Genomic DNA, 23566 nt, shown 5'->3' with positions numbered 1-23566 from the left:
TCCGGGCCGCACGCCCCGGGAGCCCGCTCCCGCGCACCCGGCCGCCGGTTGTGCCACCCCGCGCGCGCGGGGCGCCGGGGCGTCCGATACGTTGACTTCGTGAGCAACAAGGTCAAGAAGAATGTCCTGCGCGCCGGAACCATCACCGCCGGCACCGCGCTGATGCTGCTGATGTCGTCCCCCGCGTTTGCGCTCACCCGCGACGACGGTGACGACCCGGGTCCGGGCCTGAGCGTGATCCAGACGCTCGGCCTCTATGTCGCTGCACCCCTCGTGCTCTTCCTGATCATCGCCGGGCTGGTCGTCGCGGGCGACAAGTCCCGCAAGCAGGCCCAGTCCAAGGGCTGACGCCGGGCACCAGTGACGCCTTGAGGGCGCCCCACGGTCATTGACCGCGGGGCGCCCTTCGTCATGCCCGGACCTTGCCCGGACCCGGGTCCGGGCAGGGTCCGGGCGGGGTCCGGTCCGGGCGCCCAACGGTGACAGAACCGGGCCGCGCCCTTTGTCGTACCCAGCTATTTCCGCAGGTGAAAAGGGGGTTGCGAGGCGGCTATCGCGCGCTTTTCGACCGGTTTGAACGGGGGGAGGTGTTTAACCGGTCCTAACCTACGATGACGTAACCTACGGGTCCGTAGGTCAAACCTACGGACCCGTAGGTCGTCGTCCCCAGGAGTTCCCCCGTGACCATCGCCCCCGCCCGCCATAACGGAGAGCTCGGCCAGGCCGCCTGGAGCGACGCCCAGTTGCTCTACGCGCTCGAAGAGGTCGTCGAGAAGGAACTCAACCGCCATCTGAAGATCGCCAAGGACTGGATGCCCCACGAGTACGTACCGTGGAGCGACGGGCGCAACTTCCCCGGGCCGCTGGACGGTGACGCCTGGGACCCCGAGCAGTCCAAGGTCAGCGACATCGGCCGGATCGCCCTCGTGGTCAACCTCCTCACCGAGGACAACCTCCCCAGCTACCACCACGAGATCGCCACCCTCTTCGGCCGCGACGGCGCCTGGGGTACCTGGGTGCACCGCTGGACCGCCGAGGAGGGCCGGCACGGCATCGTGATGCGGGACTACCTGCTCACCAGCCGGGCGGTCGACCCCGACGAGCTGGAGCGGTTCCGCATGGCCCACATGTCGGAGGGCTTCGAGTCGGATAACTCGCACAGCATGCTGCACTCGGTGGCGTACGTCGCCTTCCAGGAGCTGGCCACCCGGATCTCGCACCGCAACACCGGCCACCACTCCGGTGACCCGGTCTGCGACCGGATGCTGGCCCGGATCGCCACCGACGAGAACCTGCACATGGTCTTCTACCGCAACCTCCTCGGCGCGGCCTTCGAGATGGCCCCCGACCAGACCATGTGCGCGGTGCGCGATGTCGTCACCGGCTTCCGGATGCCCGGCCACGGCATGCCCGGCTTCGAGCGGTCGGCCGCCCGGATGGCCATCGGCGGGATCTACAACCTGCGGATCCACCACGACGACGTGCTGCAGCCGGTGCTGCGCTTCCTGAAGGTGCTGGAGATCGGCGGGCTGGGCCCGGCGGGGCTGGCCGCGCAGGAGGAGCTGGGCCTGTACATGGACGGGCTGGACGGCCAGGCGCGGAAGTTCGACGAGCGCCAGGCCGCCATCCTCGCCCGCCGCGAGGCCAACCGCCGCGGCTGACCCGGCCGGCCTCCCCCGCCGCCGTCCGCGGGCGGGTGCGCGCCACGGCGGGTGCGTACGCTGCCCGCATGGCCGACTGGGACCTCAAGAAGCTGCGCATCCTGCGCACCCTCCACGAGCTGGGCACGGTCACCGCGACCGCCGAGGCGCTGCACATGACGCCCTCGGCGGTCTCCCAGCAGCTGACCGGGCTGGCCAGGGCGCTCGGGGTCACGCTGCTGGAGGCGCACGGCCGACGCGTCCGGCTGACCGACGCCGCACAGCTGGTGCTGCGGCACGCCGAGGCGGTCTTCGCCCAGCTGGAGCGCGCGGACGCGGACCTGCTCGGCTACCTCCAGGGTGAGGCGGGCCAGGTGCGGATCGGCGCCTTCTCCACCGCCATCCCCGCCCTGGTGGTCCCGGCCGCCTTGGAGCTGCGCCGCAGCCACCCCGGCCTGTCGGTCGTCGTGCGGGAGGCGGAGGCGGAGGCCGCCTACGAGCTGCTGGCCGAGGGCAGCGTCGATCTGGCGCTGTCCCTGGCCGCGCACGCCCCCACCCCGCGCGACCCCAAATTCAGCCGGGTCTCGCTGCTCGCCGACCCGCTGGACGTGGCGCTGCCGGCCGGCCATCCGCTGGCCGGTGAGCCGGGGCTGCGGCTGGCCGACCTGGCGGACGAGCCCTGGATCTTCGGCAGCAGCGGGCCCTGGTCGCAGATCACCACGACCGCCTGCGAGAGCGCCGGCTTCGTGCCCGAGCAGGCGCACGCCGCCGCCGACTGGAGCGCGATCTGGGCGATGGTGGCGGCGGGAATGGGAGTGGCGCTGGTGCCCCGGATGGCGATGGCGGGCGGCCTGGGCGGCGCCGGGCGCGGTGCGGCGGAACCCGGCGTGCGGGACGGGCGCGGTGGCGGGGGAGTGGCGGTGCGGGTCCTGCACGCCGACCAGCCGCGCCGCCATGTGGTCGCCGCCGTCCGCCGCGGCTCCGAGGGGGCGCCGGGTCTGGCCCGGGTGCTCGCCGCGCTGAGGCAGGCGGCCGCCGCCCAGACGCCGGGAGACACCACTGTTCAGCCCAGCTGAACGTATTCCTCAAAAACTTTCGATGGACCTGAGGGGTGGGTCGCTGCGACCGTGGAGTGGTCCGCACCGCTCACCCCGTCGAAAGGCAACGATGACCGCCCACCCGGCCGCCGACCGCACTGATCCGCACGCCAACGACGCGAACCCGTACGGTGGCGGAGACCCCTACGCCGACTACCGCGGCGGGGACTTCCCCTTCACCTCCCTCGTCGACCTCGCCGACCGCCGCCTCGGCGCCGGGGTGATCGCCGCGAACGACGAGTTCTTCGCCGAGCGCGAGAACCTGCTGAAGCCCACCCCGGCGGTCTTCGACCCGGAGCACTTCGGCCACAAGGGCAAGATCATGGACGGCTGGGAGACCCGCCGCCGCCGTGGCACCGACGGCGACCACCCCTTCCCGGACGACGACGCGCACGACTGGGCGCTGATCCGGCTCGCCGCCCCCGGCGTGATCCGCGGCATCATCGTCGACACCGCCCACTTCCGCGGAAACTACCCCCAGCAGGTCAGCGTCGAGGCCACCGCGCTCCCCGGCGCCCCCGGCCCCGAGGAACTGCTCGCCGGCGGGGTGAAGTGGGAGGAGCTGGTCCCGCGCACCCCCGTCCGCGGCCACGCCGCCAACGGCTTCGAGGTGACCGTGGAGCGCCGCTTCACCCACCTCCGCCTCAAGCAGCACCCCGACGGCGGGATAGCGCGCCTGCGGGTCCACGGCGAGGTCGTGCCGGACCCGGAATGGCTCGATGCGCTCGGCACCCTCGACCTGGCCTCGGTGCTGCACGGCGGCACCGTCGAGGACGCGTCCGACCGCTTCTACTCCTCGCCCACCCAGATCATCCGGCCCGATCTGTCCCGCAAGATGGACGACGGCTGGGAGAACCGCCGCCGCCGGGTCAAGGGCACCCACGACTGGGTCCGCTTCCGGCTCGCCGCACAGGGCGAGATCCGCGCCGTGGAGATCGACACCGCCTACCTCAAGGGCAACTCGGCCGGCTGGGCGGCCCTGTCCGGGTGCGACGGCGACCCGGCCGACGAGGCCTCCTGGTTCGAGATCCTGCCGAAGACCCGGCTCCAGCCCGACACCCCGCACCGCTTCCGGCTGCCGCGGTCCGTGACGGCCACCCACGTACGGCTGGACGTCTTCCCCGACGGCGGCCTGGCACGGCTGCGCCTGCACGGCGACCTCACCGCGGCCGGCCGCGCCGCCCTCGGCAGCCGCTTCGACGCCCTGGGCGGCTGAGCCGCACCCCGCGTGCACCCGGGCGACGCGGGAGGGGGCGGGGCCGGGCGGAGACCGGCGCGGCCGACGCCGTGGCGGCGGAAGGACATTCCGCCGCCACGGCGCGTAAGCCCCCCTATGGCGGGGACCCGGCGGCATCCGCGACGCCGGGCCCCTGCAGGACGGTCAGGCCGCCGCGTCCGCCGCCTGCGCCTTCAGCGCCCGCTCGATCCCGGCCCGGGACTCGGTCATCAGCCGGCGCAGCGCCGCGCTCGGCTCGGCCGACGCCAGCCAGGCGTCCGTGGCGTCCAGCGTCTCCTGCGAGACCTGCAGCGCCGGGTAGAGGCCCACCGCGATCTGCTGCGCCATCTCATGGCTGCGGGAGTTCCAGATGTCCTTCACCACGTCGAAGTACTTCGTGGTGTACGACGCCAGCAGCTCCCGCTGGTCGGTCTGCACGAAGCCGCCGATGACGGCCTCCTGCGTGGAGTTGGGGAGCCGGTCCGACTCCACCACCGAGGCCCAGGCCTCGGCCTTCGCCTCCGCAGTCGGACGCGCGGCGCGGCAGGTCGCGGCGTACCGCTCGCCCGCCGAGGTCTTGTCCCGGTCCAGCTCCGCCGCGATGTCCTTCTCGTCCGCCCGGCCGGTGGCGGCCAGCCGGTGCAGCAGCGACCAGCGCAGCTCGGTGTCCACGGCGAGCCCGGGGACCTCCTGCGTGCCGTCCAGCAGGCCCTGCAGCAGGTCCAGTTGCTCGTCCGTACGGGCCGAGGCGGCGAACGCACGGGCCCAGGCCAGCTGGTGGTCGCTGCCCGGCTCGGCCGCCCGCAGCTGCTCCAGGGCCGCCGCCGTCCAGGTCGCAAGCCCCGTCTCGCGCCACTCCGGAGCCGCGTACAGGTCCAGCGCCAGCTTCACCTGGCGGTGCAGCGACTGGACGACGCCGATGTCCGACTCCTTGCCGATGCCGGACAGCACCAGCGACAGGTAGTCGCGGGTGGCCAGTTCGCCGTCCCGCGTCATGTCCCAGGCCGACGCCCACGACAGGGCGCGCGGCAGCGACTCGGTGAAGTCACCGAGGTGTTCGGTGACGGTCTTCAGCGACTCCTCGTCCATCCGGACCTTGGCGTAGGACAGATCGTCCTCGTTGAGGAGGATGACGGCCGGCCGGGCCGTGCCCACCAGCTGCGGCACGGCGGTCAGTTCGCCGTCCACGTCCAGCTCGATCCGCTCGGTGCGGACCAGCTTGCCGCCCTGGAGTTCATAGGCGCCGATCGCGATCCGGTGCGGCCGCAGCACCGGCTCGCCCTTGGCGCCGGCCGGCAGCGCCGGGGCCTCCTGCCGGACCGCGAAGGAGGTGATGACGCCCGCGCCGTCCACCTCGATCTCCGGCCGCAGGATGTTGATCCCCGCGGTCTCCAGCCACTTCTTCGACCAGGTCTTCAGGTCCCGCCCGCTGGTCTCCTCCAGCGCACCGAGCAGGTCCGACAGCCGGGTGTTCCCGTAGGCGTGCGCCTTGAAGTAGGCCTGGACGCCCTGGAAGAACTCGTCCATGCCGACATAGGCGACCAGCTGCTTGAGGACGCTGGCGCCCTTGGCATAGGTGATGCCGTCGAAGTTGACCAGGACGTCGTCCAGGTCGTTGATCTCGGCCATGATCGGGTGGGTGGACGGCAGCTGGTCCTGCCGGTACGCCCAGGTCTTCATGGAGTTGGCGAACGTCGTCCACGAGTGCGGCCACTTCGAGCCCGGGGCGTTGGCCTGGCAGGCGATCGAGGTGTAGGTGGCGAACGACTCGTTCAGCCACAGGTCGTTCCACCACTCCATGGTGACCAGGTCGCCGAACCACATGTGCGCCAGCTCGTGCAGGATCGTCTCCGCCCGCACCTCGTACGCCGCGTCCGTCACCTTCGAGCGGAAGACGTACTGGTCGCGGATGGTCACCGCGCCCGCGTTCTCCATCGCGCCGGCGTTGAACTCCGGCACGAAGAGCTGGTCGTACTTCGCGAACGGGTAGGCGTAGTCGAACTTCTCCTGGAACCAGTCGAAACCCTGCCGGGTGACGGCGAAGATCTCCTCCGCGTCCAGGTGCTCGGCCAGCGACGGCCGGCAGTAGATGCCCAGCGGCACCGTCCGCCCGTCCTTCTCGTACGAGCTGTGCACGCTGTGGTAAGGACCGGCGATCAGCGCCGTGATGTAGGTGGAGATCCGTGGCGTCGGCTCGAAGCGCCAGAGGGTGCCGCTCGGCTCCGGCGTCGGCGAATTGGAGATCACCGTCCAGCCCTCCGGAGCCTTCACGGTGAATTGGAAAGTCGCCTTGAGGTCCGGCTGCTCGAACGAGGCGAACACCCGCCGCGCGTCCGGTACCTCGAACTGCGTGTAGAGATAGGCCTGTTGGTCCACGGGGTCGACAAAGCGGTGCAGTCCCTCACCGGTGTTGGTGTAGGCGCAGTCCGCCACCACCTTCAGCTCGTTGCGGCCGGCCCGCAGCCCCGGCAGCGCGATCCGCGAGTCCTTGAACACCGCTTCCGGGTCCAGCGCCTCGCCGTTGAGCACGACCTCGTGCACGGCCGGCGCCACCAGGTCGATGAAGGTCTCCGCGCCCGCGTCGGCCGCATCGAAGTGCACCGTCGTCTCCGACCGGAACGTGCCACCCCCGTTCCCGTCGTCGCCCGGGGTACCCCCCTCCTGCGCGCCGGAGAGGTCGAGATCGATCTCATACGCGTCCACGGTCAGCAGGCGCGCCCGCTGCTGCGCCTCGTCGCGGGTCAGATTCGTGCCAGGCACCAGGTCATCTCCTCGTAAGCGGCCTCGTATGCGGCGTTTCCGTCATCCTTCCACGGCAGGGGCCCCTTGATCGTGGGCAGCTCGGGATCGGTCGCCGCCCGTCTGGCGCCCGCTGCACCGCGGCCGCAAGCGCAGCGTCCGATTCCCGCCAGCACACAGCGCCCGCGAGGCCGACGCTGGAGGCATGACCACCCACACCGCGCACCGCACCCACCCGCACACCAACCACCACACCGCTCTCGCCATCCCGGAGGCCGCGCTCGAGGAACTGCAGGTCACCGACGACGCCGGGCGGCCCACCGAGCCGTTCACCGCACGCGCGGACGGGGTGCCGCTGGACTGCATCGGGGCGCTGCTGCGCTGCTGTCTGCGCGACGTCCGGGCCGGCGAGCGGGTGGCGCTGGTCTCGTATGCGCCGCTGCGCCGCTGGGCGGCCGGGGCCGGGGCGACGCCCGGGGCGTACGACGAGCAGGGGCCGGTGTTCGTCCACGCCGAGGCGTGCGGCGGGCCGGACGGGGCGGCCGGCCGGTATCCGGACATGCGTGCCGGTGCGCTGCGCGTGCTGCGCCGCTACAACGACCAGGGGCAGATCATCGGCGGCCGGTACCTGGAGGTCCCCGAGGATGCCGAGGCCGCGTTCGACGCGGCCCTCGGGGAAGCGTTCGCCGACCCGCGGACGGCGCTGGTGCACGTACGGGCCGTGGAGTACGGCTGCTTCCAGTTCGAGGTGCGGCCGGTCGGCTAGGGGGCCGGAAACGGCGGGTGCCCCTGCGGAGACTCCGCAGGGGCACCCGCCGTGTGCAGGCAGCAGACGTCAGCCGCGCAGCTCCGCGGCGACCAGCTCCGCGATCTGGACGGCGTTCAGCGCCGCGCCCTGTCCCGGCGAAAGTGTGGGTGGCATTCGCGGTAGCAAGATATTGGCTACCTCGGTAGCATCGAGGGTATGAAGATCAGTGTGAGCCTGCCGCAGGAGGATGTTGCCTTCGTCGACGAGTACGCGGCGAGAACAAAGGGCGAATCGCGGTCCGCCGTGATACACGCGGCCATTGAGCTGCTGCGTGCCGCGCAGCTCGAAGCCGAGTACACCGAGGCTTTCGCGGAGTGGGAGAAGGGCGAGGACGCGGCGCTGTGGGACCGCACGAGCAGGGACGGACTTGCCGATGAGGCGTGGTGACATCTACATGGTTGACCTCGAGCCGACGCTCGGCAGTGAGGCCAACAAGATCCGCCCGGCCCTGATCGTGTCCAACAACGGCGCCAATCAGTCGGTTGAGTCCCACCGGCGTGGGGTGGTCACGGTCGTTCCCCTGACGTCGAACACCTCGCGGGTGCTTTCCTTCCAGGTCTTCCTCGGGGCCGACGAGTGCCGTCTGCCCAAGGACTCCAAAGCACAGTGCGAGCAGCTGCGCGCCGTCGCGCCGGAACGCGTGCTCCACAAGGTCGGCGCGGTGCCACGCCGGCGCATGGCCGAGGTTGACGCCGCGCTGCGCCGCCATCTGGCGCTCTGACCGCGACCGCTGGTGCGGGCCGCCTGAGCGGTCCGGGGCCGGAAACGGCGGGTGCCCCTGCGGAGACTCCGCAGGGGCACCCGCCGGGTGCAGGCAGCAGACGTCAGCCGCGCAGCTCCGCGGCGACCAGCTCCGCGATCTGGACGGCGTTCAGCGCCGCGCCCTTGCGGAGGTTGTCGTTGGAGACGAACAGCGCCAGGCCGTTCTCGACGGTCTCGTCGTTGCGGATCCGGCCCACGAAGGACGCGTCCTGGCCGGCGGCCTGGAGCGGGGTGGGCACGTCCGAGAGGGTGACGCCGGGGGCGCCGGCCAGCAGCTCCTGGGCGCGCGCCGGGCTGATCGGGCGCGCGAAACGGGCGTTGACCTGCAGCGAGTGACCGGTGAAGACCGGGACGCGGACACAGGTGCCGGACACCTTCAGGTCCGGGATCTCCAGGATCTTGCGGCTCTCGTTGCGGAGCTTCTGCTCCTCGTCGGTCTCGTTCAGACCGTCGTCGACGATCGCGCCGGCCATCGGCAGCACATTGAAGGCGATCGGGCGGACGTACTTGTCCGGCTCGGGGAACTCCACGGACGCACCGTCGTGCGTCAGCTTGGTGGCGTCCTGCTCGACGGCCTTGCGGACCTGGCCGTCCAGCTCCTCCACACCGGCCAGACCGCTGCCGGAGACCGCCTGGTAGGTGGCGACGACCAGGGAGACCAGACCGGCCTCCTCGTGCAGCGGGCGCAGCACCGGCATCGCGGCCATGGTGGTGCAGTTCGGGTTGGCGATGATGCCCTTGGGCCGGTCGGTGATCGCCGACGGGTTGACCTCGGAGACGACCAGCGGGACCTGGGGGTCGCGGCGCCAGGCCGAGGAGTTGTCGATCACGACCGGGCCGGCGTCGGCGACCTTCTCGGCCAGCGCCTTGGACGTGGCACCGCCCGCCGAGAAGATCACGATGTCCAGCGCCGAGTAGTCGGCGGTGGCCGCGTCCTCGACGGTGATCTCGGTGTCCTGCCAGGGCAGCGTCCGTCCGGCGGACCGGGCCGAAGCGAACAGCCGCAGCTGCTCGACCGGGAAGTTCCGCTCGGCGAGGATGCCTCGCACCACGCCGCCGACCTGTCCGGTGGCTCCGACGATTCCGATCCTCATGGGACTCCTTCTTTCTGGCCTGACATGGGTGTCTGCTCGGGACACCTGCTCAGTAGTGCCTCCATCATGTGTGTGATACCCGTCGCGTTGTCCAATCCGTTCCGTTCCGTGGCGGGCCGGGAGGGCGTACCGGCGCGTAGTGCGCCGGTGTGCTCACGGTGCGTACGGGGCGGTCGACGGTGGGGCGTCGACGCGGTCCCCGGGGCGGTCCCCCGGGCGGCGGACCGTGAGGGAGCCGGGGGCGGTCCGTGGCGGGTCCGGTTACCCCGGCGGGTGAACGGCCGGTGACCGCCGGCCGCACCGCCGGGCAGCGCTCCATGACCGGAAGGTGACCGGCGGATCCCTGTGCGGTGATGGGTTCTCCGCGTTGCCACGGCGTTCACGCGCAGGTCATCCCGGATGCCAACCATCCCAGGTGACAGGGCAGTTGTGCTGCCCGGCCGCCTTCGCGTTCGCACCCGGGGAGCCTTGCGTATGTCCCGTATACGGTCCGCTGCCACCTTCGACCGCCGTACGTTCCTCACCGCCACCGGAGCGGTCGGCGCCGCCACCGGGCTCGGGCTCGCCTTCGGCGTCGGCCCGGACCGCCAGGCCGAGGCCGCCACCGTTACCTCCGGCCCGGCCCCGGCCGCGCCGGTCCCGGTCGAAGCCCCCGCCGTCCCCCGTACGCCGTACACCCGCGGCACCACCCTCGCCGGGGTGTCCGCCCCGCGCGGCAGCGGAGGCTACCGCCGGCTCGGTGACGGCCCCGCCTGGGACCGGGTGGTCCGCGCCGACCTCGCCACGGCCCACGGCGGGCGCGACAAGCGGCGTACCGCGCTGGCGTCGTTCGTGCAGTTCACCGACCTGCACCTGGTCGATGTGCAGAGCCCGCTGCGCTACGAGTACCTGCGCGCCGAGACCGCCAGCGCCTGGCGGCCCCAGGAGGCGCTGTCGGTCGCCGGGGCCGTCTCGCTGGTCGAGCGGGTCAACGCGCTGCCCGGCGGGCCCGCCACCGGCGCCCCGCTGTCCTTCGTGATGACCACCGGCGACAACACCGACAACAACTCCAAGCTGGAGCTGGAGTGGTTCCTGACCGCGATGAGCGGCGGCAGGATCACCCCGAATTCCGGCGACCCGCGCCGCTACGAAGGGGTCCAGGACAGCGGGCTGACGCTGTACTGGCAGCCGGAGCGCGCCCTGCGCGACGCCGACAAGGAGCGGGGCTTCCCGCGGCTGGACGGGTTCCTGGCGGCCGCGATCCGCACCGTCCACAGCCCGGGTCTGCACCTGCCCTGGTACTCGACGGTCGGTAACCACGACTCGCTGCCCGGCGGTTGTTACGCCCCCGGCGACCCCTTCTGGACCGAGATCGCCACCGGCGGCCGCAAGCTGGAGACGCTGCCCGCCGCGGAGGCCGCGAAGGTCTGGAAGGCGGTCAAGGACGGCCTCGACCCCGAGGGGGCGGACTTCAAGCGGCTGCTGACGGCGCACGCCAAGCAGGCCAGGAGGGTCACCCCCGACGAGCGGCGCGCCCCCTTCACCCGGGCCGAGTATCTGCGCGCCCACCTCGACCCGGCGCACACCGGACCCGGTCCGCACGGCCACGGCTACACCTCCGCCCATCTCGACGGGATGCGCCTCTACTACACCTTCCGGGTCTCCGACGACGTGCTCGGGATCAGCCTGGACACCACCGACCCCGGCGGCCACTACACCGGCTCGGTCGGTGACGCCCAGCTGCGCTGGCTGGAGCGGACGCTGAAGGAGAACGAGAAGGGGGAGAAGGCCCATGTGCTGGTCTTCAGCCACCACACCAGCAAGACGATGAACAACTCCCGGCCCGACCCGGCCCGCCCGCACGAGAAGCGGCACAACGGTGCCGAGCTGGTGGAGCTGCTGGCCGCCCACCCCCGTGTCGTCGGCTGGATCAACGGCCACAGCCACAAGAACGAGATCATCGCGCACGGCAGCTTCTGGGAGGTCTCCACCGCCTCGCACATCGACTTCCCGCAGCTGGCCCGGGTCATCGAGCTGGTGGACAACCACGACGGCACGCTGTCGCTGTTCACCACCCTGATCGAGTCGGCCGCCCCGCACCGCACGGACTTCGGCGACCTCTCGCAGACCGGGCTGGCGGCCCTCTACCGCGAGCTGTCCTTCAACGCCCCCGAGGCCCGCAGCGACCTGGCGGGAACGTCCCGGGACCGCAACGTCGAGCTGCTGCTCAAGCGGAGCTGACAGCGCCGGGGGACACCCCCTGACAGGGACCCTGACGGACCCTGACAGGCCCCTAACGCGGCAGTACCACCACATACGCGCTCGGCTCCCGGTCCCCCGCCGCCATCAGCGCCGTACGGATCACCGCGGCCTGCTGCTCGGGGGACGTGCGCAGGGTGCGCGGCAGACAGCGGACGACGGTGATGCCCAGCCGCTCCAGATGCTCGCGCTTGTGGAAGAACGGCGACTGCAGCGGGTCCTCCTCGGGGCGCGGCGCCCGGGTGTCGATCTCCAGGGCCACCGCGTGCTCCGGCCAGAAGGCGTCCACGCCGCCCAGCTGCGGCCCGCCCGGCAGCCGCAGTTCGACGTTCCACAGCGGGTCGGGCAGGCCGTGGGCGCGCACCATCGCATAGAGCCGCTGCTCGGCCAGCGCCCGGCCCTCGGCGAGCAGGGTGTCCACCGCGTCCGCCACGTGCGGCCGGGTCAGCAGCCTGGCCCGGCTCAGCTCCCGCACCACCGAGGTCGCCTCGCAGTGGCCGCCGCGCACCGCCTCGGTCAGCAGCCGGCGCACCGTCGTGGCATCCGTGAGCGTGCCGACCGCGTCCGCGACCGCGCGCGGCACCGGCGCGGCCGGCACCCCGGTGATCTCCTGGGCGACGGGCAGCTCCACGGTCCGTACGATCCGGGCGAAACCGGTCGAGCGCAGCCGCCGGGTGCGGGCCACCAGGACCTCGATGCGGTCCAGGGCGAGCAGCGGGGGCGCCTCGGTGAAGCCGTGCAGGGCGAGCGCCGCCAGACCCGTGATCATCGCCTCGGGGGCGCCGTCGGACCCGTCGCCCTGCCGGGGCACCGCCGGCCCCCGGTGGCTGGCGTACAGCAGGGCCGCATGCAGCCGTTCCTCGCTGGTGGGCGGCCCCGCGTGCAGCAGATAGACACCGGGGAGCAGTTGTTGCCAGGGGCCGCCGGCGCGGCAGCGTTCGGTGGTCTCCGCGGCCGGGACGCCGTGCTCCCGCAGCTGCCGGGTGGTCATCACCCGGCACTGCGCCTCGGAGAGGTGACGGAGGGGGAGGGGGGAGAGCGGGGTGTCGTGGTTCATGTCACCTCGATTCCCGCGCCCGCTCCGCCCCCTAACCGCTGTTACACGCCCGTACCACAAACCGGACAACCCTGTACTAAAGTACGGGCGTTCGACTGCCGAAAGGGGCTGGTCGCCCCGGGGGTTACGGCCTCGGCCCGGCCGCCTCGTCACAAGCTTGTGCCCGCAGTGCCCGCGCCAGATCGTCCCGCTTCTCCAGGACCAGCCGGCGCAGCGCGGGCGCCGCCTGCGGGTGCCCCTCCAGCCAGCCGTCCGCGGCGTCCAGGGTGTCCTGCTCCACCAGCCAGGCCGGGAACAGCGCGCGCACCACCTCCATCCCGATCTCGATGGAACGCTCCCGCCACACCCGCTCGATCGCCGCGAAGTAGCGCGGCCGGTACGGGACCAGCAGCTCCCGCTGCCCGAACTGCGCGAACCCGGCGTTCGTCGCCTCCACCAGGGCGTTGGAGAGCACATCGGACTCCACGGCCTGCTCCCATGCCCCGGCCTTGACCTCGGCCGAGGGGCGGGCGGCCAGGCAGCGCACCTGGTGGCGCTTGCCGGAGGCGGTGTTGTCGCGGGCCAGCTCGGCGTTGATCACGCTCTCGTCCGCGACGCCGTGCGCGGCCAGCGGCTCCAGGATCGTCCAGCGCAGCTCCTGGTCCACGTCCAGGCCGTCGACCTTCGCGGTGCCGTCCAGCAGACCCTGGAGCAGCTGGAGATCGGCGGGGGCGGCGGCGAGGGCGATGAAGTGCCGGGCCCAGGCGAGCTGATGGCCGCTGCCGGGCTCGGCCAGCCGCAGCTCGTGCAGCGCGGCCTCGGCAAGCTCCCTGGCGGCCTGCTCCCGGCGGTCCGGCGCCGAGTACAGCTCCAGCGCCGTCTGCGCCTGTCCGTGCAACGACTGCAGCACGCCGATGCCGGTCTCCCGGCCGGCGAACCGCCGCACCAGGTCGAGGTAGTCGCGGGCCGGCATCAGCCCGTCGCGGGTCAGGCCCCACAGCGCGGCCCAGCACACCGCCCGCGCCATCGGGTCGGCCAGATCGCCGAGCCGGGCCCGCAGGGTGGCCAGCGACCCCTCGTCGAAGCGGACCTTGGCGTACGTCAGGTCCTCGTCGTTGACCAGCACCAGTTCGGGGCGTTCGACGCCGGCCAGCGCGGGTACGGCGGTCCGCGGCCCGTCCACGTCCACCTCGGCGCGGGCGTAGCGCACCAGCGCCGCATCCGCGTCCTGGCGCCGGTAGAGGCCGACCGCGACCCGGTGCACCCGCAGCTGCGGGTGCGAGGGCGCCGCCTCCTGGAGGATGCTCAGCTCGGTGATCCGGTCCTGCGCGTCATAGGTGACCTGCGGGGTCAGGGAGTTGACGCCCGCGGTCTCCAGCCAGGACCGTGACCAGGACGCCAGGTCCCGGCCCGAGGTCTCCTCCAGCACCGCCAGCAGGTCCCCGAGCCGGGTGTTGCCGTAGGCGTGCCGCTTGAAGTAGCGCCGCGCGCCCTCCAGGAAGGCGTCCTGCCCCACGTACGCCACCAGTTGCTTGAGGACGGCTGCGCCCTTGGCGTAGGTGATGCCGTCGAAGTTGAGCTTGGCGTCCTCCAGGTCACGGATGTCGGCGGTGACCGGGTGGGTGGAGGGCAGCTGGTCGGCGTGGTAGGCCCAGGACTTGCGGCGGTTGGCGAAGGTGATCCAGCCGTCGGCGAAGCGCGTCGCCCCCACCTGCGCGAAGGCGCCCATGAAGTCCGCGTAGGACTCCTTGAGCCACAGGTCGTCCCACCACTGCATGGTGACCAGATCGCCGAACCACATGTGCGCCATCTCGTGCAGGATGACGTTGGCCCGCCGCTCGTAGGACGCCTCGGTGACCTTCCCGCGGAAGATGAACTCCTCGCGGAAGGTGACGCAGCCGGGGTTCTCCATGGCCCCGAGGTTGTACTCCGGGACGAAGGCCTGGTCGTACTTCCCAAAGGGGTAGGGGAAGTCGAAGTGGTCGTGGAAGAAGTCCAGGCCCTGCTTGGTGACGGTGAAGATGTCGTCCGCGTCGAAGTGCTTCGCCAGGCCCTTGCGGCACAGCGCGCCCAGCGGCACCTCCAGCTCGGTGCCGTCCTCGAACGTACGCCGGTAGACATCACAGACGTAGTGGTACGGGCCGGCGACCACGGCCGTGATGTACGTCGAGATCGGCTCGGTCGTCGCGAAGCGGTGCCGTCCGCCCTCGGCCTCGCCGTCCCGGGCACCGTTGCTGAGCACCTGCCAGCCCTCGGGGGCGGTGACCTCGAAGGTGAACGGGGCTTTCAGGTCAGGCTGTTCGAAATTGGCGAAAACCCGTCGGGCATCGGCCGGCTCGTACTGGGTGTAGAGGTAGACCTCGCCGTCCTCGGGGTCCACGAAGCGGTGCATGCCCTCACCGCTCCGGCTGTAGGCGCACCGGGCGTCGACGACCAGGGTGTTCTCGGCGGCCAGCGCGTCCAGCGTGATCCGGGTGCCGTCGAAGACCTCGGCGGGGTCCAGCTCCCGGCCGTTGAGGGTGATGGAGGTGACCGACGGCGCCAGCAGGTCGGCGAAGGCCGAGGCGCCGGGCTCGGCACAGCGGAAGCGCAGCGTCGTCAGGGAGCGGAAGGTCTCCGCTTCCGGACCGGACGCGACCGCTGAGCGGACGTCCAGCGCCACGTCATAGGCGTCGACGCTCAGCAGCCGTCCCCGCTCCTGCGCCTCGTCCCGGGACAGATTCTCACCTGGCACGGCGTGACTCCCTCGTCCTCGTCTCGAATATCGAACAACGGGAATCATGGCACGCCCGCCGTCGGTTGAACCGTCCACGGAACAGCATCGTGAACCGACCCAGCACAGCTCTCATAAGGAGACCCCGTGTCCGACTCCGCGAAGACCCCCGCCGACTTCTGGTTCGACCCGCTGTGCCCCTGGGCCTGGATGACCTCCCGCTGGATGCTGGAGGTCGAGAAGGTCCGCCCGGTCGAGGTGCGCTGGCACGTGATGAGCCTGGCGGTGCTCAACGAGAACAGGCTCGACGAGCTCCCCGCCCAGTACGCCGAGAACATGCGTCCCGGCGGCAAGGCCTGGGGCCCGGTCCGCGTGGCGATCGCCGCGCAGCAGCTGCACGGCGACGAGGTCGTGGGCAGGCTCTACACCGCGCTCGGCACCCGCATCCACAACGAAGGCCTCGGGGTGAACCCGGAGAGCATCGCCGCCGCCCTGGACGACGCGGGCCTGCCCGCCGAGCTGATCGCGTACGCCGACAAGGACACCTACGACGCCGAGCTGCGCGCCTCCCACAAGGCGGGCATCGACCTGGTCGGCCAGGAGGTCGGCACCCCGGTCATCGCCGTCCCCGGCCACGACGGCGAGCAGATCGCCTTCTTCGGCCCGGTCGTCACCCCCGCCCCCAAGGGCGAGGAGGCCGCCAAGCTGTGGGACGGGACGCTGATGGTCGCGTCCATCCCCGGCTTCTACGAGATCAAGCGGACCCGGACCCAGGGGCCCAATTTCGACTGATGTCCATGGTTCGGCCGACGTCCATGCACTGATGCCCATGGGAGCGCCCCCGCACGTATCGGACGTGCGGGGGCGCTCCGTCATTCCGCCTGCCAGGTGAAGGGTGAGAAGACGATCACGAGGCAGGACGACCGGGTGCCGCCGGCAAGGGCGCTACGGCGCCAGCAGCAGGCTGTGTGCGCGCTCCTTGGCGGTGGCGTACCGCTTGGCGACGTCCTGCCAGTTCACGACCTGCCACATGGCCTCGATGAAGTCCACCTTCTGGTTCTTGTACTGCAGGTAGAAGGCGTGCTCCCAGGCGTCGAAGACCAGGATCGGGACCGAGCCCTGCCCGACGTTGCCCTGGTGGTCGTAGATCTGCTCGACGATCAGCCGCCCGGAGACCGGCTCGTAGGCGAGGACGCCCCAGCCGGAGCCCTGGGTGGTGGCCGAGGCCTTGGTCAGCTGGGCCTTGAACTGCGCGAACGAGCCGAAGGACTCGGCGATCGCGTCGGCCAGCTCGCCCACGCCGTCCTTCTCCAGCGGCTCGCCGCCACCGTCACCGGTCATGTTGTGCCAGTAGATGCTGTGCAGGATGTGGCCGGAGAGGTGGAACGCGAGGTTCTTCTCCAGGCCGTTGATGTTGCCCCACGCTTCCTTGTCGCGGGCCTCGGCGAGCTGCTCCAGGGTGTCGTTCGCGCCCTTCACGTACGCCGCGTGGTGCTTGTCGTGGTGCAGCTCGATGATCTCGGGGCTGATGACCGGAGCCAGCGCCGAGTAGTCGTACGGAAGTTCAGGAAGTGTGTAGGTGGCCATGCCGATCCCGCCTCCAAGCTGCTGATGAGCAGTAGTTGCAATCAATGTGCAAGAGCACGCTATCAGCAGGAGTGATCAACAGCCGGGTGCGGCGACCGGCCTGGTCCCGAAGACGGAGGCGGGGCGGGACCTCGGAAGGAGGTCCCGCCCCGCCTGTGGGGAGTGGGGGGAGCGCTGCGGAGCGGCTACTCCTTGGCCAGGCCGGCGCCGCTGCCCAGCGATCGCTGCCGGATGAGCCCGATCACGGCCAGCACCGCCCCGAAGCCACCGGTGAACAGCAGCTGGATCCGCTGGTTCTCGTCGCGCACCATCAGCAGCAGCACGACGACGATGCCCGCCAGCGCCACCCAGGTCAGGACCGGGAAGGCCCACATCTTCACCACGAGCTTCTCGGGCGCCTCGCGCTCCAGCCGGCGCCGCATCCGCAGCTGGGCGACGGCGATGAAGCCCCACACCACCAGGACGGCCGCGCCGACCATGTTCAGCAGCCACTGGAAGACCGTGGTGGGCCACAGGAAGCTGAAGAGGACCGCGAGGAAGCCGAAGGCGGAGCACAGCAGGACGGCCCGGCGCGGGACGCCGCTGCTCACCTTGGCGAGGAAGGCCGGGCCCTGGCCGCGGGAGATGAGGGAGTAGGCCATCCGCGAGGCGCCGTAGAGGTTGGCGTTCACCGCGGAGAGCAGCGCGATCAGGATGACCACGTTCATGATCTGGCCGGCCGCCGGGATCTTGAGATAGTCCAGGACCGCGACGTACGGGCCGCTCTTGGCGATGGAGGGGGCACTCCAGGGGATGACCGTGACGATGACGGCCATCGAGCCGACGTAGAAGAGGGCTATCCGCCACATCGCGGTGCGCACGGCGCGGGCCACACCGCGTACCGGGTCCTTGGACTCGGCGGCCGCGATGGTCACCGTCTCCAGCCCGCCGTAGGCGAACACCGACGCCAGCAGACCGACCATCAGGCCGTCGACGCCCTTGGGCAGGAAGCCGCCGTCACCGGTGAGGTGCGAGGTGCCCGGGGCGTGGGTGCCGGGGAGCACACCGAAGATGGCCAGCAGGCCCAGGATCAGGAAGAGGCCGATCGCCGCGACCTTCAGGGCGGCGAACCAGAACTCGAACTCACCGAAGTTGGAGACCGCGGTCAGGTTGGTTCCGGTGAAGAGCAGCATGAACAGCAGGACCCACACCCAGGGCTGGGTGCCGGGGAACCACTGGTGCATCACGTCCGCGGCGCCCAGCGCCTCGGCGGCCACCGCCACACACAGCAGCGCGGTGAACATCCAGCCCACCGTGAACCCGGCCCAGGAGCCTATGGAGCGCTCGGCGTGCACGGAAAAGGAGCCGGAGGCCGGATTCGCCGCGGCCATCTCGCCGAGCATCCGCATGATCAGCATGACCAGCGCGCCGGAGACGGCATAGGCCAGCACGATCGACGGACCGGCCGCCGCGATGCCGGCGCGGGAGCCGACGAACAGGCCCGCGCCGATCACCCCGCCCAGGGCGATCATCGAGAGGTGGCGCTGCTTGAGGCCGTTGGACAGCGAGGAGCTGTCGGGGCCGGCGCCCTGGACCGCGTCGCCGTGCTCGCGCGCGGATGCGGCGGACGAGGGTGTCCGATTCATGTCGTACCTGTCCCAGTAGGTGAGAGCGGAGCAAGGCGATACTGCGTTCCCCCGGGCCGCGACCGGTGCGACGGTGCTGCCGGGCCCCCCGGACCCCGCCGGTTTGCGGGCGGATCGCGCAGGGCCTGCCGACGGCTGTACTTCGGGGTCCTCGGCAAAGCGGGCTCAGTTTGAGCGCCGGTGTCCGCTCAGGGCAACAGTCGTGCAGCGAATGTTCGGTATTCAGACGTGTTCGGCACCGTGTGTGTCCAATGTGTGGTCGATTGTGACGTGGGGTGACCCCCGCCGGCCGGGAGTCAGCGGCGCCCGCGACGCTCCCGGAGCGCCCGTACGCCCGCGACGAGCAGCACCAGACCGGTCGCCCCGGCCGACCACAAAAGCTGCGGCCGGGCCGTGTCATCGGTCAGCATCAGGATCAGCACCCCGCCCATCGCCACCAGCGACGCCCAGGTCAGATACGGGAAGCCCCACATCCGCAGGGTCAGCTTCTCGGGCGTCTCGCGGGCGATCCGCGGACGCAGCCGCAGCTGGGAGACGGCGATCAGGCCCCAGACGAAGAGCAGCACCGCGCCGACCGCGTTGAGCATGTAGAGGAAGACCGAATCCGGCCACTTCAGATTCAGCAGGACGGAGACGAACCCGAACGCCACCGAGGCCAGCACCGCACGCCGCGGCACCCCTCCCCCACTCTCGGCTCCGCCCGAGCGGGGGGACCCCCCTCCCGACACCTTCAGCAGCGCCCGCGGCGCCTCGCCCCGCTCGGCCAGCGAGAAGATCATCCGCGACGAGCCGTAGAGGTTGGCGTTCAGCGCGGAGAGCAGCGCCACGAACACCACGATGTTCATGATCTGGCCGGCGCCCGGCACCCCGAGGCTGTCCAGCACCGCGACGTAGGGGCTCTTGCCCGGCTGCATCGACGACCAGGGCAGCAGGGTCACGATGACCAGCATCGAGCCGACGTAGAAGAACAGGATGCGCCAGACCGCGCTGCGCACCGCCCGGCCCACCGCACGCGCCGGATCGTCCGACTCGGCCGCGGCGATGGTGACGACCTCCAGGCCGCCGAAGGCGAACACCACGGCCAGGACCCCGGAGACCACCCCGGACCAGCCGTGCGGCAGGAAGCCGCCGTGCCCGGTGAGGTTCGCCAGCCCGACGGGCTCGGTGTCCGGCAGCACCCCGAAGACCGCCAGCAGGCTCAGCGCGAGGAACAGCACGATCGCGGTGACCTTCAGCGTCGCGAACCAGAACTCGAACTCGCCGAAGTTCTTCACCGCGGCCAGGTTGGCGAGGGTGAAGACGATCATGAAGATCAGCACCCAGCCCCACTGCGGCACCGCCGGGGCCCAGCCGTTCGCGATCTGCGCCGCACCGGTGGCCTCCACGGCCAGCACCACGACCAGCAGGAACCAGTACAGCCAGCCGACGCTGAAGCCGGCCCAGCGCCCCAGCGCCCGCTCCGCGTGCACCGAGAACGCCCCGGACGCCGGCATCGCCGCCGACATCTCGCCGAGCATCCGCATGACCAGCATGGCCAGCGCGCCCGCGATCAGATACGACAGCACGATCCCGGGACCGGCGACCGCGATCCCCGCGCCGGAGCCCACGAACAGGCCCGCGCCGATCACTCCGCCCAGGCCCAGCATCGTCAGATGGCGCTGCTTGAGGCCCGCGGCCAGCGGCTCTTTCCCGTCGGCGGCCGTCCCCGGGGAGGATTCGACGGCATGGGTCGGTGCGTCGTGCATGGGCTCGTACTCTCGCAAGGGCCGGGGCGGCGGGGGCCGCCGGCGGGTTGGGGGAACTCCACAGGTCACCGCGGGGCGCGCCCAGTGTCGCCGCATGTCGCGCGCTACCACAAAACCGGCGTCCAGAGGCGGCCCGGGCCGTGATGAGCATCACGTGACCTGCGATGACGCCGCACGGCCCGCCGGCGCCCGGCATTCTGGCGGTGGTTCGGAACTCCTGTTCGGAACTCTCCAAGCGGGCCGCTCCGGCTTTGTCGCCGCCACACGATGATCTCCGGCGGTCCGCTGGACTAACGTCAGCGCGTCCCGTCCTGTCCCTCTCACACCCGCGGAGCCCCGATGAGCACTGCCGCTCTTTCCCGTCCTGGCACCGTCCTGGCCGATCTGCTGCCGGCCGCCACCGCCTCCCGCGCCCGCGTCCGTGACGCCGCGCTGGTGCTCGGCGGCGCCGCGCTCACCGGCATCGCGGCGCAGATCGCCGTCCCGGTTCCCGGCTCACCGGTCCCGGTCACCGGCCAGACCTTCGCCGCCCTCCTGGTCGGCGCCTCGCTCGGCGCGGGCCGCGGTGCGCTGTCGCTGGCGCTGTACGCCCTGGCGGGGATGGCGGGCCTGCCGTGGTTCGCCGGCGGTGCCTCGGGCGCGGGCGGCGCCACCTTCGGCTATGTCGTGGGCATGCTGCTCGCCGCCACCGTCGTGGGCGCGCTGGCCCGGCGCGGCGGCGACCGCGGGGTGCTGCGCACCGCCGCCACCATGGCCGCGGGCACCGCCGTGATCTACGCCGTCGGCGTCCCCTGCCTGGCGCTGAGCACCGGCATGTCCCTCGGCCAGGCCGTCGCCGCCGGCCTCGTCCCGTTCCTGATCGGCGACGCCCTCAAGGCCGCGCTGGCCATGGGCGCGCTGCCCACGGCCTGGAAGCTGGCCGGGCGCCGCGGCTGAGCGGGCCGCACACCGCACGCGAAGGGGCCGGGCCCCGTACGCACCCCTGTGGTGCGCACGGGGCCCGGCCCCTTCGCGTGCTGCCTGTCCTACGCCCGGTCCGTCACCCCGGCGCCGACGCCCGGAGCACCCGCCCCGTCCGCCCCGTCCGCCCCGTCCGCCACGGCCGTCCGCGGCCGCCGCCGGTCGAGGATCAGCCCGACCGCCAGCACCACCACGGCCGCGACCACCGACAGCACCATCTGCTGGCGCCCGTCCGGGTTGTAGAACATGTAGCCGATGACGAAGACGATCAGCCCGATCGTTGCGTAGGTCAGCCACGGGTACAGCCACATCCGCACCGTCAGCCGCTCCGGCGTCTCCCGCTCGATGACCCGGCGCATCCGCAGCTGCGAGAAGCAGATGACCAGCCACACGAACAGCGCCACCGCGCCCGACGAATTCAGCAGGAACTGGAAGATGGTGTCCTTCGAGGTGTAGCTGAAGATCGTCGCCACGAAGCCGAAGGCGACCGACGCCCAGATCGCGACCGCCGGCACCCCGCCCTTGTTGACGGTGGCGAACGACTTCGGCGCATCGCCGCGCTGACCGAGCGAGAACGCCATCCGGGAGGCGGTGTAGAGCCCGGAGTTCAGACAGGACAGCACCGCGGTCAGCACCACGACGTCCATCACGGTGCCCGCGTACGGGATGTCCAGCGACTGCAGCACGGCCACGTACGGGCTCTTCTCCACCGCCTTGGCGTTCCACGGAAGCAGCGTCACGATCACCGCGATCGAGCCGAGGTAGAAGAGCGCGATCCGCCAGATGACGCTGTTGACGGCCTTGCGGACGGCCTGCACCGGGTTCGGTGCCTCGCTCGCCGCCAGCGTCACGATCTCGCTGCCCATGAAGGAGAAGACCACCAGCAGCATGCCGGAGAGGATCGCGCCGGGACCGTGCGGCAGGAACCCGCCGTGCCCGGTCAGGTTCTCCGTGCCGACCGGGGCACCGCCCGGCGGCAGCCCGCATATCGCCAGCGCGCCCACCACGATGAAGACGACGATCGCGACGACCTTGATCCCGGCGAACCAGAACTCGAACTCGCCGAAGGACCCGACCGAGATCAGGTTGGTACCGGTCAGCACGATCATCACCAGCAGCGCCCAGGCCCACTGCGGGACGGCCGGGACCCAGCCGGTGAGGATCGAGGCGGCCGCGGTCGCCTCGACGGCCAGCACGACCGACCAGAAGAACCAGTACAGCCAGCCGATCGTGAACCCGGCCCAGCGGCCCAGCGCCCGGTCCGCGTACGCGGAGAACGATCCTGAGGTGGGCGAGGCCGCGGCCATCTCGCCCAGCATCCGCATGACCAGCACGACCAGCAGACCGGTCAGCGCGTAGGAGAGCAGGATGCCGGGCCCGGCGGCCGCGATACCGGCGCCGGAGCCGACGAACAGGCCGGCGCCGATGACACCGCCGATGGCGATCATCGACAGATGGCGATTCTTGAGCCCTGCCTGCAGTCCGTCCTGCGACTGCCCCCCGGTGGACCCGCCGCCGCCGGTGCCGGGGGTGGGGACCGAGGTGGAGGTGGGGGTGCCCCCTGCTCCTGGAGAGCTCGGGGAAGGGTGCGCGCCCATGTGACCGTCCTTCGTGCGTTCGCGGATGGATCCCCCCGCATTAGATCTTCGTTAACCGTTGATTGGAAGGTCTGGAGCCGGATTGTTGTGCGAAACCCTGGATGGTTTCGCGCTGTGCTTGCGTACGGAAGGCGGAGAGTCGCTTTCTGTGCACACAGCCCGGTAAGACCCAGCGGCGCCTACCCGCCGCCGCACGTGTCACACTCATCGCATGCGCGTGTACCTCGGCTCCGACCATGCAGGTTTCGAACTCAAGAACCACCTCGTCGAGTGGCTCACGGCCCACGGCCACGAGCCCGTCGACTGCGGTCCCCACATTTACGACGCCCAGGACGACTACCCCCCGTTCTGCCTGCGCGCCGCGGAGCGGACCGCCGCCGACCCGGACAGCCTCGGCATCGTGATCGGCGGCTCCGGCAACGGCGAGCAGATCGCCGCCAACAAGGTCAAGGGCGTACGGGCCGCGCTGGCCTGGAGCGAGGAGACCGCCAAGCTCGGCCGCGAGCACAACAACGCCAACGTCATCTCCGTGGGCGGCCGGATGCACACCCAGGAAGAGGCGACCCGCTTCATCGAGGTCTTCCTCGGCACGCCCTACTCGGGCGAGGAGCGGCACACCCGCCGCATCGACATGCTCTCGGCCTACGAGACCACCGGCGAGCTGCCCGCCATCCCCGCCCACCACCCGCAGGGCTGACCCCCGTTCAT

Annotated in this window: 19 protein-coding genes; 11 read left to right on the top strand and 8 right to left on the bottom strand. The window is 71.3% G+C overall.

Going from position 1 to position 23566, the window contains the following annotated elements; all coding sequences use genetic code 11:
- Nucleotides 1-99: 99 nt before the first annotated feature.
- From CFW40_RS11375 to alc, 4 genes are all read left to right on the top strand, one after another.
- Nucleotides 100-348, top strand: coding sequence for a hypothetical protein (locus tag CFW40_RS11375; RefSeq protein ID WP_088797676.1), 249 nt, complete (start codon nucleotides 100-102; stop codon nucleotides 346-348).
- A gap of 332 nt (nucleotides 349-680) precedes the next feature.
- Nucleotides 681-1661, top strand: a complete 981-nt coding sequence (locus tag CFW40_RS11370) for an acyl-ACP desaturase (protein WP_088797675.1) — start codon at nucleotides 681-683, stop codon at nucleotides 1659-1661.
- 68 nt (nucleotides 1662-1729) lie between these two features.
- A complete protein-coding gene (locus CFW40_RS11365) occupies nucleotides 1730-2716 on the top strand; it encodes a LysR family transcriptional regulator (RefSeq protein WP_088797674.1) in 987 nt (328 codons plus the stop codon).
- Nucleotides 2717-2807: 91 nt separating this feature from the next.
- Nucleotides 2808-3953 carry an allantoicase gene (alc, locus tag CFW40_RS11360; RefSeq protein ID WP_088797673.1) on the top strand — a complete coding sequence of 382 codons (1146 nt, stop codon included), beginning with the start codon at nucleotides 2808-2810 and terminating at the stop codon, nucleotides 3951-3953.
- Between the two features lie 165 nt (nucleotides 3954-4118).
- On the opposite strand, the gene pepN (CFW40_RS11355) is transcribed toward alc, so the two are convergent.
- Nucleotides 4119-6713, bottom strand: coding sequence for an aminopeptidase N (gene pepN, locus CFW40_RS11355; protein WP_088797672.1), 2595 nt, complete (start codon nucleotides 6711-6713; stop codon nucleotides 4119-4121).
- 184 nt (nucleotides 6714-6897) lie between these two features.
- Between pepN (CFW40_RS11355) and CFW40_RS11350 the strand changes: the two genes are divergently transcribed.
- The 3 genes from CFW40_RS11350 to CFW40_RS11340 all read left to right on the top strand — a co-directional run bounded on the left by CFW40_RS11350 (nucleotide 6898) and on the right by CFW40_RS11340 (nucleotide 8221).
- Entirely contained in the window at nucleotides 6898-7458 is a 561-nt protein-coding gene (locus tag CFW40_RS11350) for a DUF1203 domain-containing protein (RefSeq protein WP_088797671.1), read from the top strand.
- Nucleotides 7459-7656: 198 nt separating this feature from the next.
- Nucleotides 7657-7887 carry a ribbon-helix-helix domain-containing protein gene (locus CFW40_RS11345; RefSeq protein WP_088797670.1) on the top strand — a complete coding sequence of 77 codons (231 nt, stop codon included), beginning with the start codon at nucleotides 7657-7659 and terminating at the stop codon, nucleotides 7885-7887.
- Nucleotides 7874-8221: a type II toxin-antitoxin system PemK/MazF family toxin gene (locus CFW40_RS11340; protein ID WP_088797669.1), complete on the top strand. Its 348-nt coding sequence runs from the start codon at nucleotides 7874-7876 to the stop codon at nucleotides 8219-8221. The genes CFW40_RS11345 and CFW40_RS11340 overlap by 14 nt, the downstream gene beginning before the upstream one ends.
- A gap of 103 nt (nucleotides 8222-8324) precedes the next feature.
- Here the strand turns inward: CFW40_RS11340 and CFW40_RS11335 are convergent, their stop codons facing one another.
- Entirely contained in the window at nucleotides 8325-9356 is a 1032-nt protein-coding gene (locus CFW40_RS11335; protein WP_088797668.1) for an aspartate-semialdehyde dehydrogenase, read from the bottom strand.
- A 474-nt stretch (nucleotides 9357-9830) separates the two neighbouring features.
- Here CFW40_RS11335 and CFW40_RS11330 point away from each other — a divergent pair, with 474 nt between their 5' ends.
- Entirely contained in the window at nucleotides 9831-11576 is a 1746-nt protein-coding gene (locus tag CFW40_RS11330) for a TIGR03767 family metallophosphoesterase (protein ID WP_088797667.1), read from the top strand.
- Between the two features lie 52 nt (nucleotides 11577-11628).
- Here the strand turns inward: CFW40_RS11330 and CFW40_RS11325 are convergent, their stop codons facing one another.
- Both CFW40_RS11325 and pepN (CFW40_RS11320) read right to left on the bottom strand, forming a co-directional pair.
- Nucleotides 11629-12651 carry a hypothetical protein gene (locus tag CFW40_RS11325; RefSeq protein ID WP_088797666.1) on the bottom strand — a complete coding sequence of 341 codons (1023 nt, stop codon included), beginning with the start codon at nucleotides 12649-12651 and terminating at the stop codon, nucleotides 11629-11631.
- Nucleotides 12652-12775: 124 nt separating this feature from the next.
- Nucleotides 12776-15364, bottom strand: coding sequence for an aminopeptidase N (gene pepN, locus CFW40_RS11320; protein ID WP_088797665.1), 2589 nt, complete (start codon nucleotides 15362-15364; stop codon nucleotides 12776-12778).
- A gap of 126 nt (nucleotides 15365-15490) precedes the next feature.
- On the opposite strand from pepN (CFW40_RS11320), the gene CFW40_RS11315 reads away from it, so the two are divergent.
- Nucleotides 15491-16135, top strand: a complete 645-nt coding sequence (locus CFW40_RS11315) for a DsbA family protein (RefSeq protein ID WP_088797664.1) — start codon at nucleotides 15491-15493, stop codon at nucleotides 16133-16135.
- A 153-nt stretch (nucleotides 16136-16288) separates the two neighbouring features.
- On the opposite strand, the gene CFW40_RS11310 is transcribed toward CFW40_RS11315, so the two are convergent.
- From CFW40_RS11310 to CFW40_RS11300, 3 genes are all read right to left on the bottom strand, one after another.
- A complete protein-coding gene (locus tag CFW40_RS11310; RefSeq protein ID WP_088797663.1) occupies nucleotides 16289-16930 on the bottom strand; it encodes a superoxide dismutase in 642 nt (213 codons plus the stop codon).
- Nucleotides 16931-17115: 185 nt separating this feature from the next.
- Nucleotides 17116-18555: an amino acid permease gene (locus tag CFW40_RS11305; RefSeq protein WP_088797662.1), complete on the bottom strand. Its 1440-nt coding sequence runs from the start codon at nucleotides 18553-18555 to the stop codon at nucleotides 17116-17118.
- 296 nt (nucleotides 18556-18851) lie between these two features.
- Complete coding sequence (locus CFW40_RS11300; protein WP_088797661.1) at nucleotides 18852-20300, bottom strand: amino acid permease; 1449 nt, start codon at nucleotides 20298-20300, stop codon at nucleotides 18852-18854.
- A gap of 339 nt (nucleotides 20301-20639) precedes the next feature.
- On the opposite strand from CFW40_RS11300, the gene CFW40_RS11295 reads away from it, so the two are divergent.
- On the top strand, nucleotides 20640-21236 hold the full coding sequence (locus CFW40_RS11295; protein WP_088797660.1) for a biotin transporter BioY: 597 nt from the start codon (nucleotides 20640-20642) through the stop codon (nucleotides 21234-21236).
- An 89-nt stretch (nucleotides 21237-21325) separates the two neighbouring features.
- Here CFW40_RS11295 and CFW40_RS11290 read toward each other — a convergent pair whose 3' ends face one another.
- Nucleotides 21326-22858, bottom strand: a complete 1533-nt coding sequence (locus tag CFW40_RS11290) for an amino acid permease (protein WP_088797659.1) — start codon at nucleotides 22856-22858, stop codon at nucleotides 21326-21328.
- A gap of 211 nt (nucleotides 22859-23069) precedes the next feature.
- Here CFW40_RS11290 and CFW40_RS11285 point away from each other — a divergent pair, with 211 nt between their 5' ends.
- Entirely contained in the window at nucleotides 23070-23555 is a 486-nt protein-coding gene (locus tag CFW40_RS11285) for a ribose-5-phosphate isomerase (protein ID WP_088797658.1), read from the top strand.
- Nucleotides 23556-23566: the final 11 nt, after the last annotated feature.

It is taken from the genome of Streptomyces sp. 2114.4, from assembly GCF_900187385.1.
In the GTDB taxonomy this organism is placed as follows: Bacteria; Actinomycetota; Actinomycetes; order Streptomycetales; family Streptomycetaceae; genus Streptomyces; species Streptomyces mooreae.
This window is presented reverse-complemented; position numbering and strand designations above follow the sequence as displayed.

What these genes read in the sequence shown, in the direction of transcription:
- CFW40_RS11285 (WP_088797658.1), top strand. Translation starts at nt 23,070, where the DNA reads ATGCGCGTGTACCTCGGCTCCGACCATGCAGGTTTCGAACTCAAGAAC.
- CFW40_RS11330 (WP_088797667.1), top strand. Translation starts at nt 9,831, where the DNA reads ATGTCCCGTATACGGTCCGCTGCCACCTTCGACCGCCGTACGTTCCTC.
- alc (WP_088797673.1), top strand. Translation starts at nt 2,808, where the DNA reads ATGACCGCCCACCCGGCCGCCGACCGCACTGATCCGCACGCCAACGAC.
- CFW40_RS11365 (WP_088797674.1), top strand. Translation starts at nt 1,730, where the DNA reads ATGGCCGACTGGGACCTCAAGAAGCTGCGCATCCTGCGCACCCTCCAC.
- CFW40_RS11350 (WP_088797671.1), top strand. Translation starts at nt 6,898, where the DNA reads ATGACCACCCACACCGCGCACCGCACCCACCCGCACACCAACCACCAC.
- CFW40_RS11345 (WP_088797670.1), top strand. Translation starts at nt 7,657, where the DNA reads ATGAAGATCAGTGTGAGCCTGCCGCAGGAGGATGTTGCCTTCGTCGAC.
- CFW40_RS11295 (WP_088797660.1), top strand. Translation starts at nt 20,640, where the DNA reads ATGAGCACTGCCGCTCTTTCCCGTCCTGGCACCGTCCTGGCCGATCTG.
- CFW40_RS11310 (WP_088797663.1), bottom strand. Translation starts at nt 16,930, where the DNA reads ATGGCCACCTACACACTTCCTGAACTTCCGTACGACTACTCGGCGCTG.
- CFW40_RS11305 (WP_088797662.1), bottom strand. Translation starts at nt 18,555, where the DNA reads ATGAATCGGACACCCTCGTCCGCCGCATCCGCGCGCGAGCACGGCGAC.
- CFW40_RS11290 (WP_088797659.1), bottom strand. Translation starts at nt 22,858, where the DNA reads ATGGGCGCGCACCCTTCCCCGAGCTCTCCAGGAGCAGGGGGCACCCCC.
- CFW40_RS11340 (WP_088797669.1), top strand. Translation starts at nt 7,874, where the DNA reads ATGAGGCGTGGTGACATCTACATGGTTGACCTCGAGCCGACGCTCGGC.
- CFW40_RS11300 (WP_088797661.1), bottom strand. Translation starts at nt 20,300, where the DNA reads ATGCACGACGCACCGACCCATGCCGTCGAATCCTCCCCGGGGACGGCC.
- CFW40_RS11335 (WP_088797668.1), bottom strand. Translation starts at nt 9,356, where the DNA reads ATGAGGATCGGAATCGTCGGAGCCACCGGACAGGTCGGCGGCGTGGTG.
- CFW40_RS11325 (WP_088797666.1), bottom strand. Translation starts at nt 12,651, where the DNA reads ATGAACCACGACACCCCGCTCTCCCCCCTCCCCCTCCGTCACCTCTCC.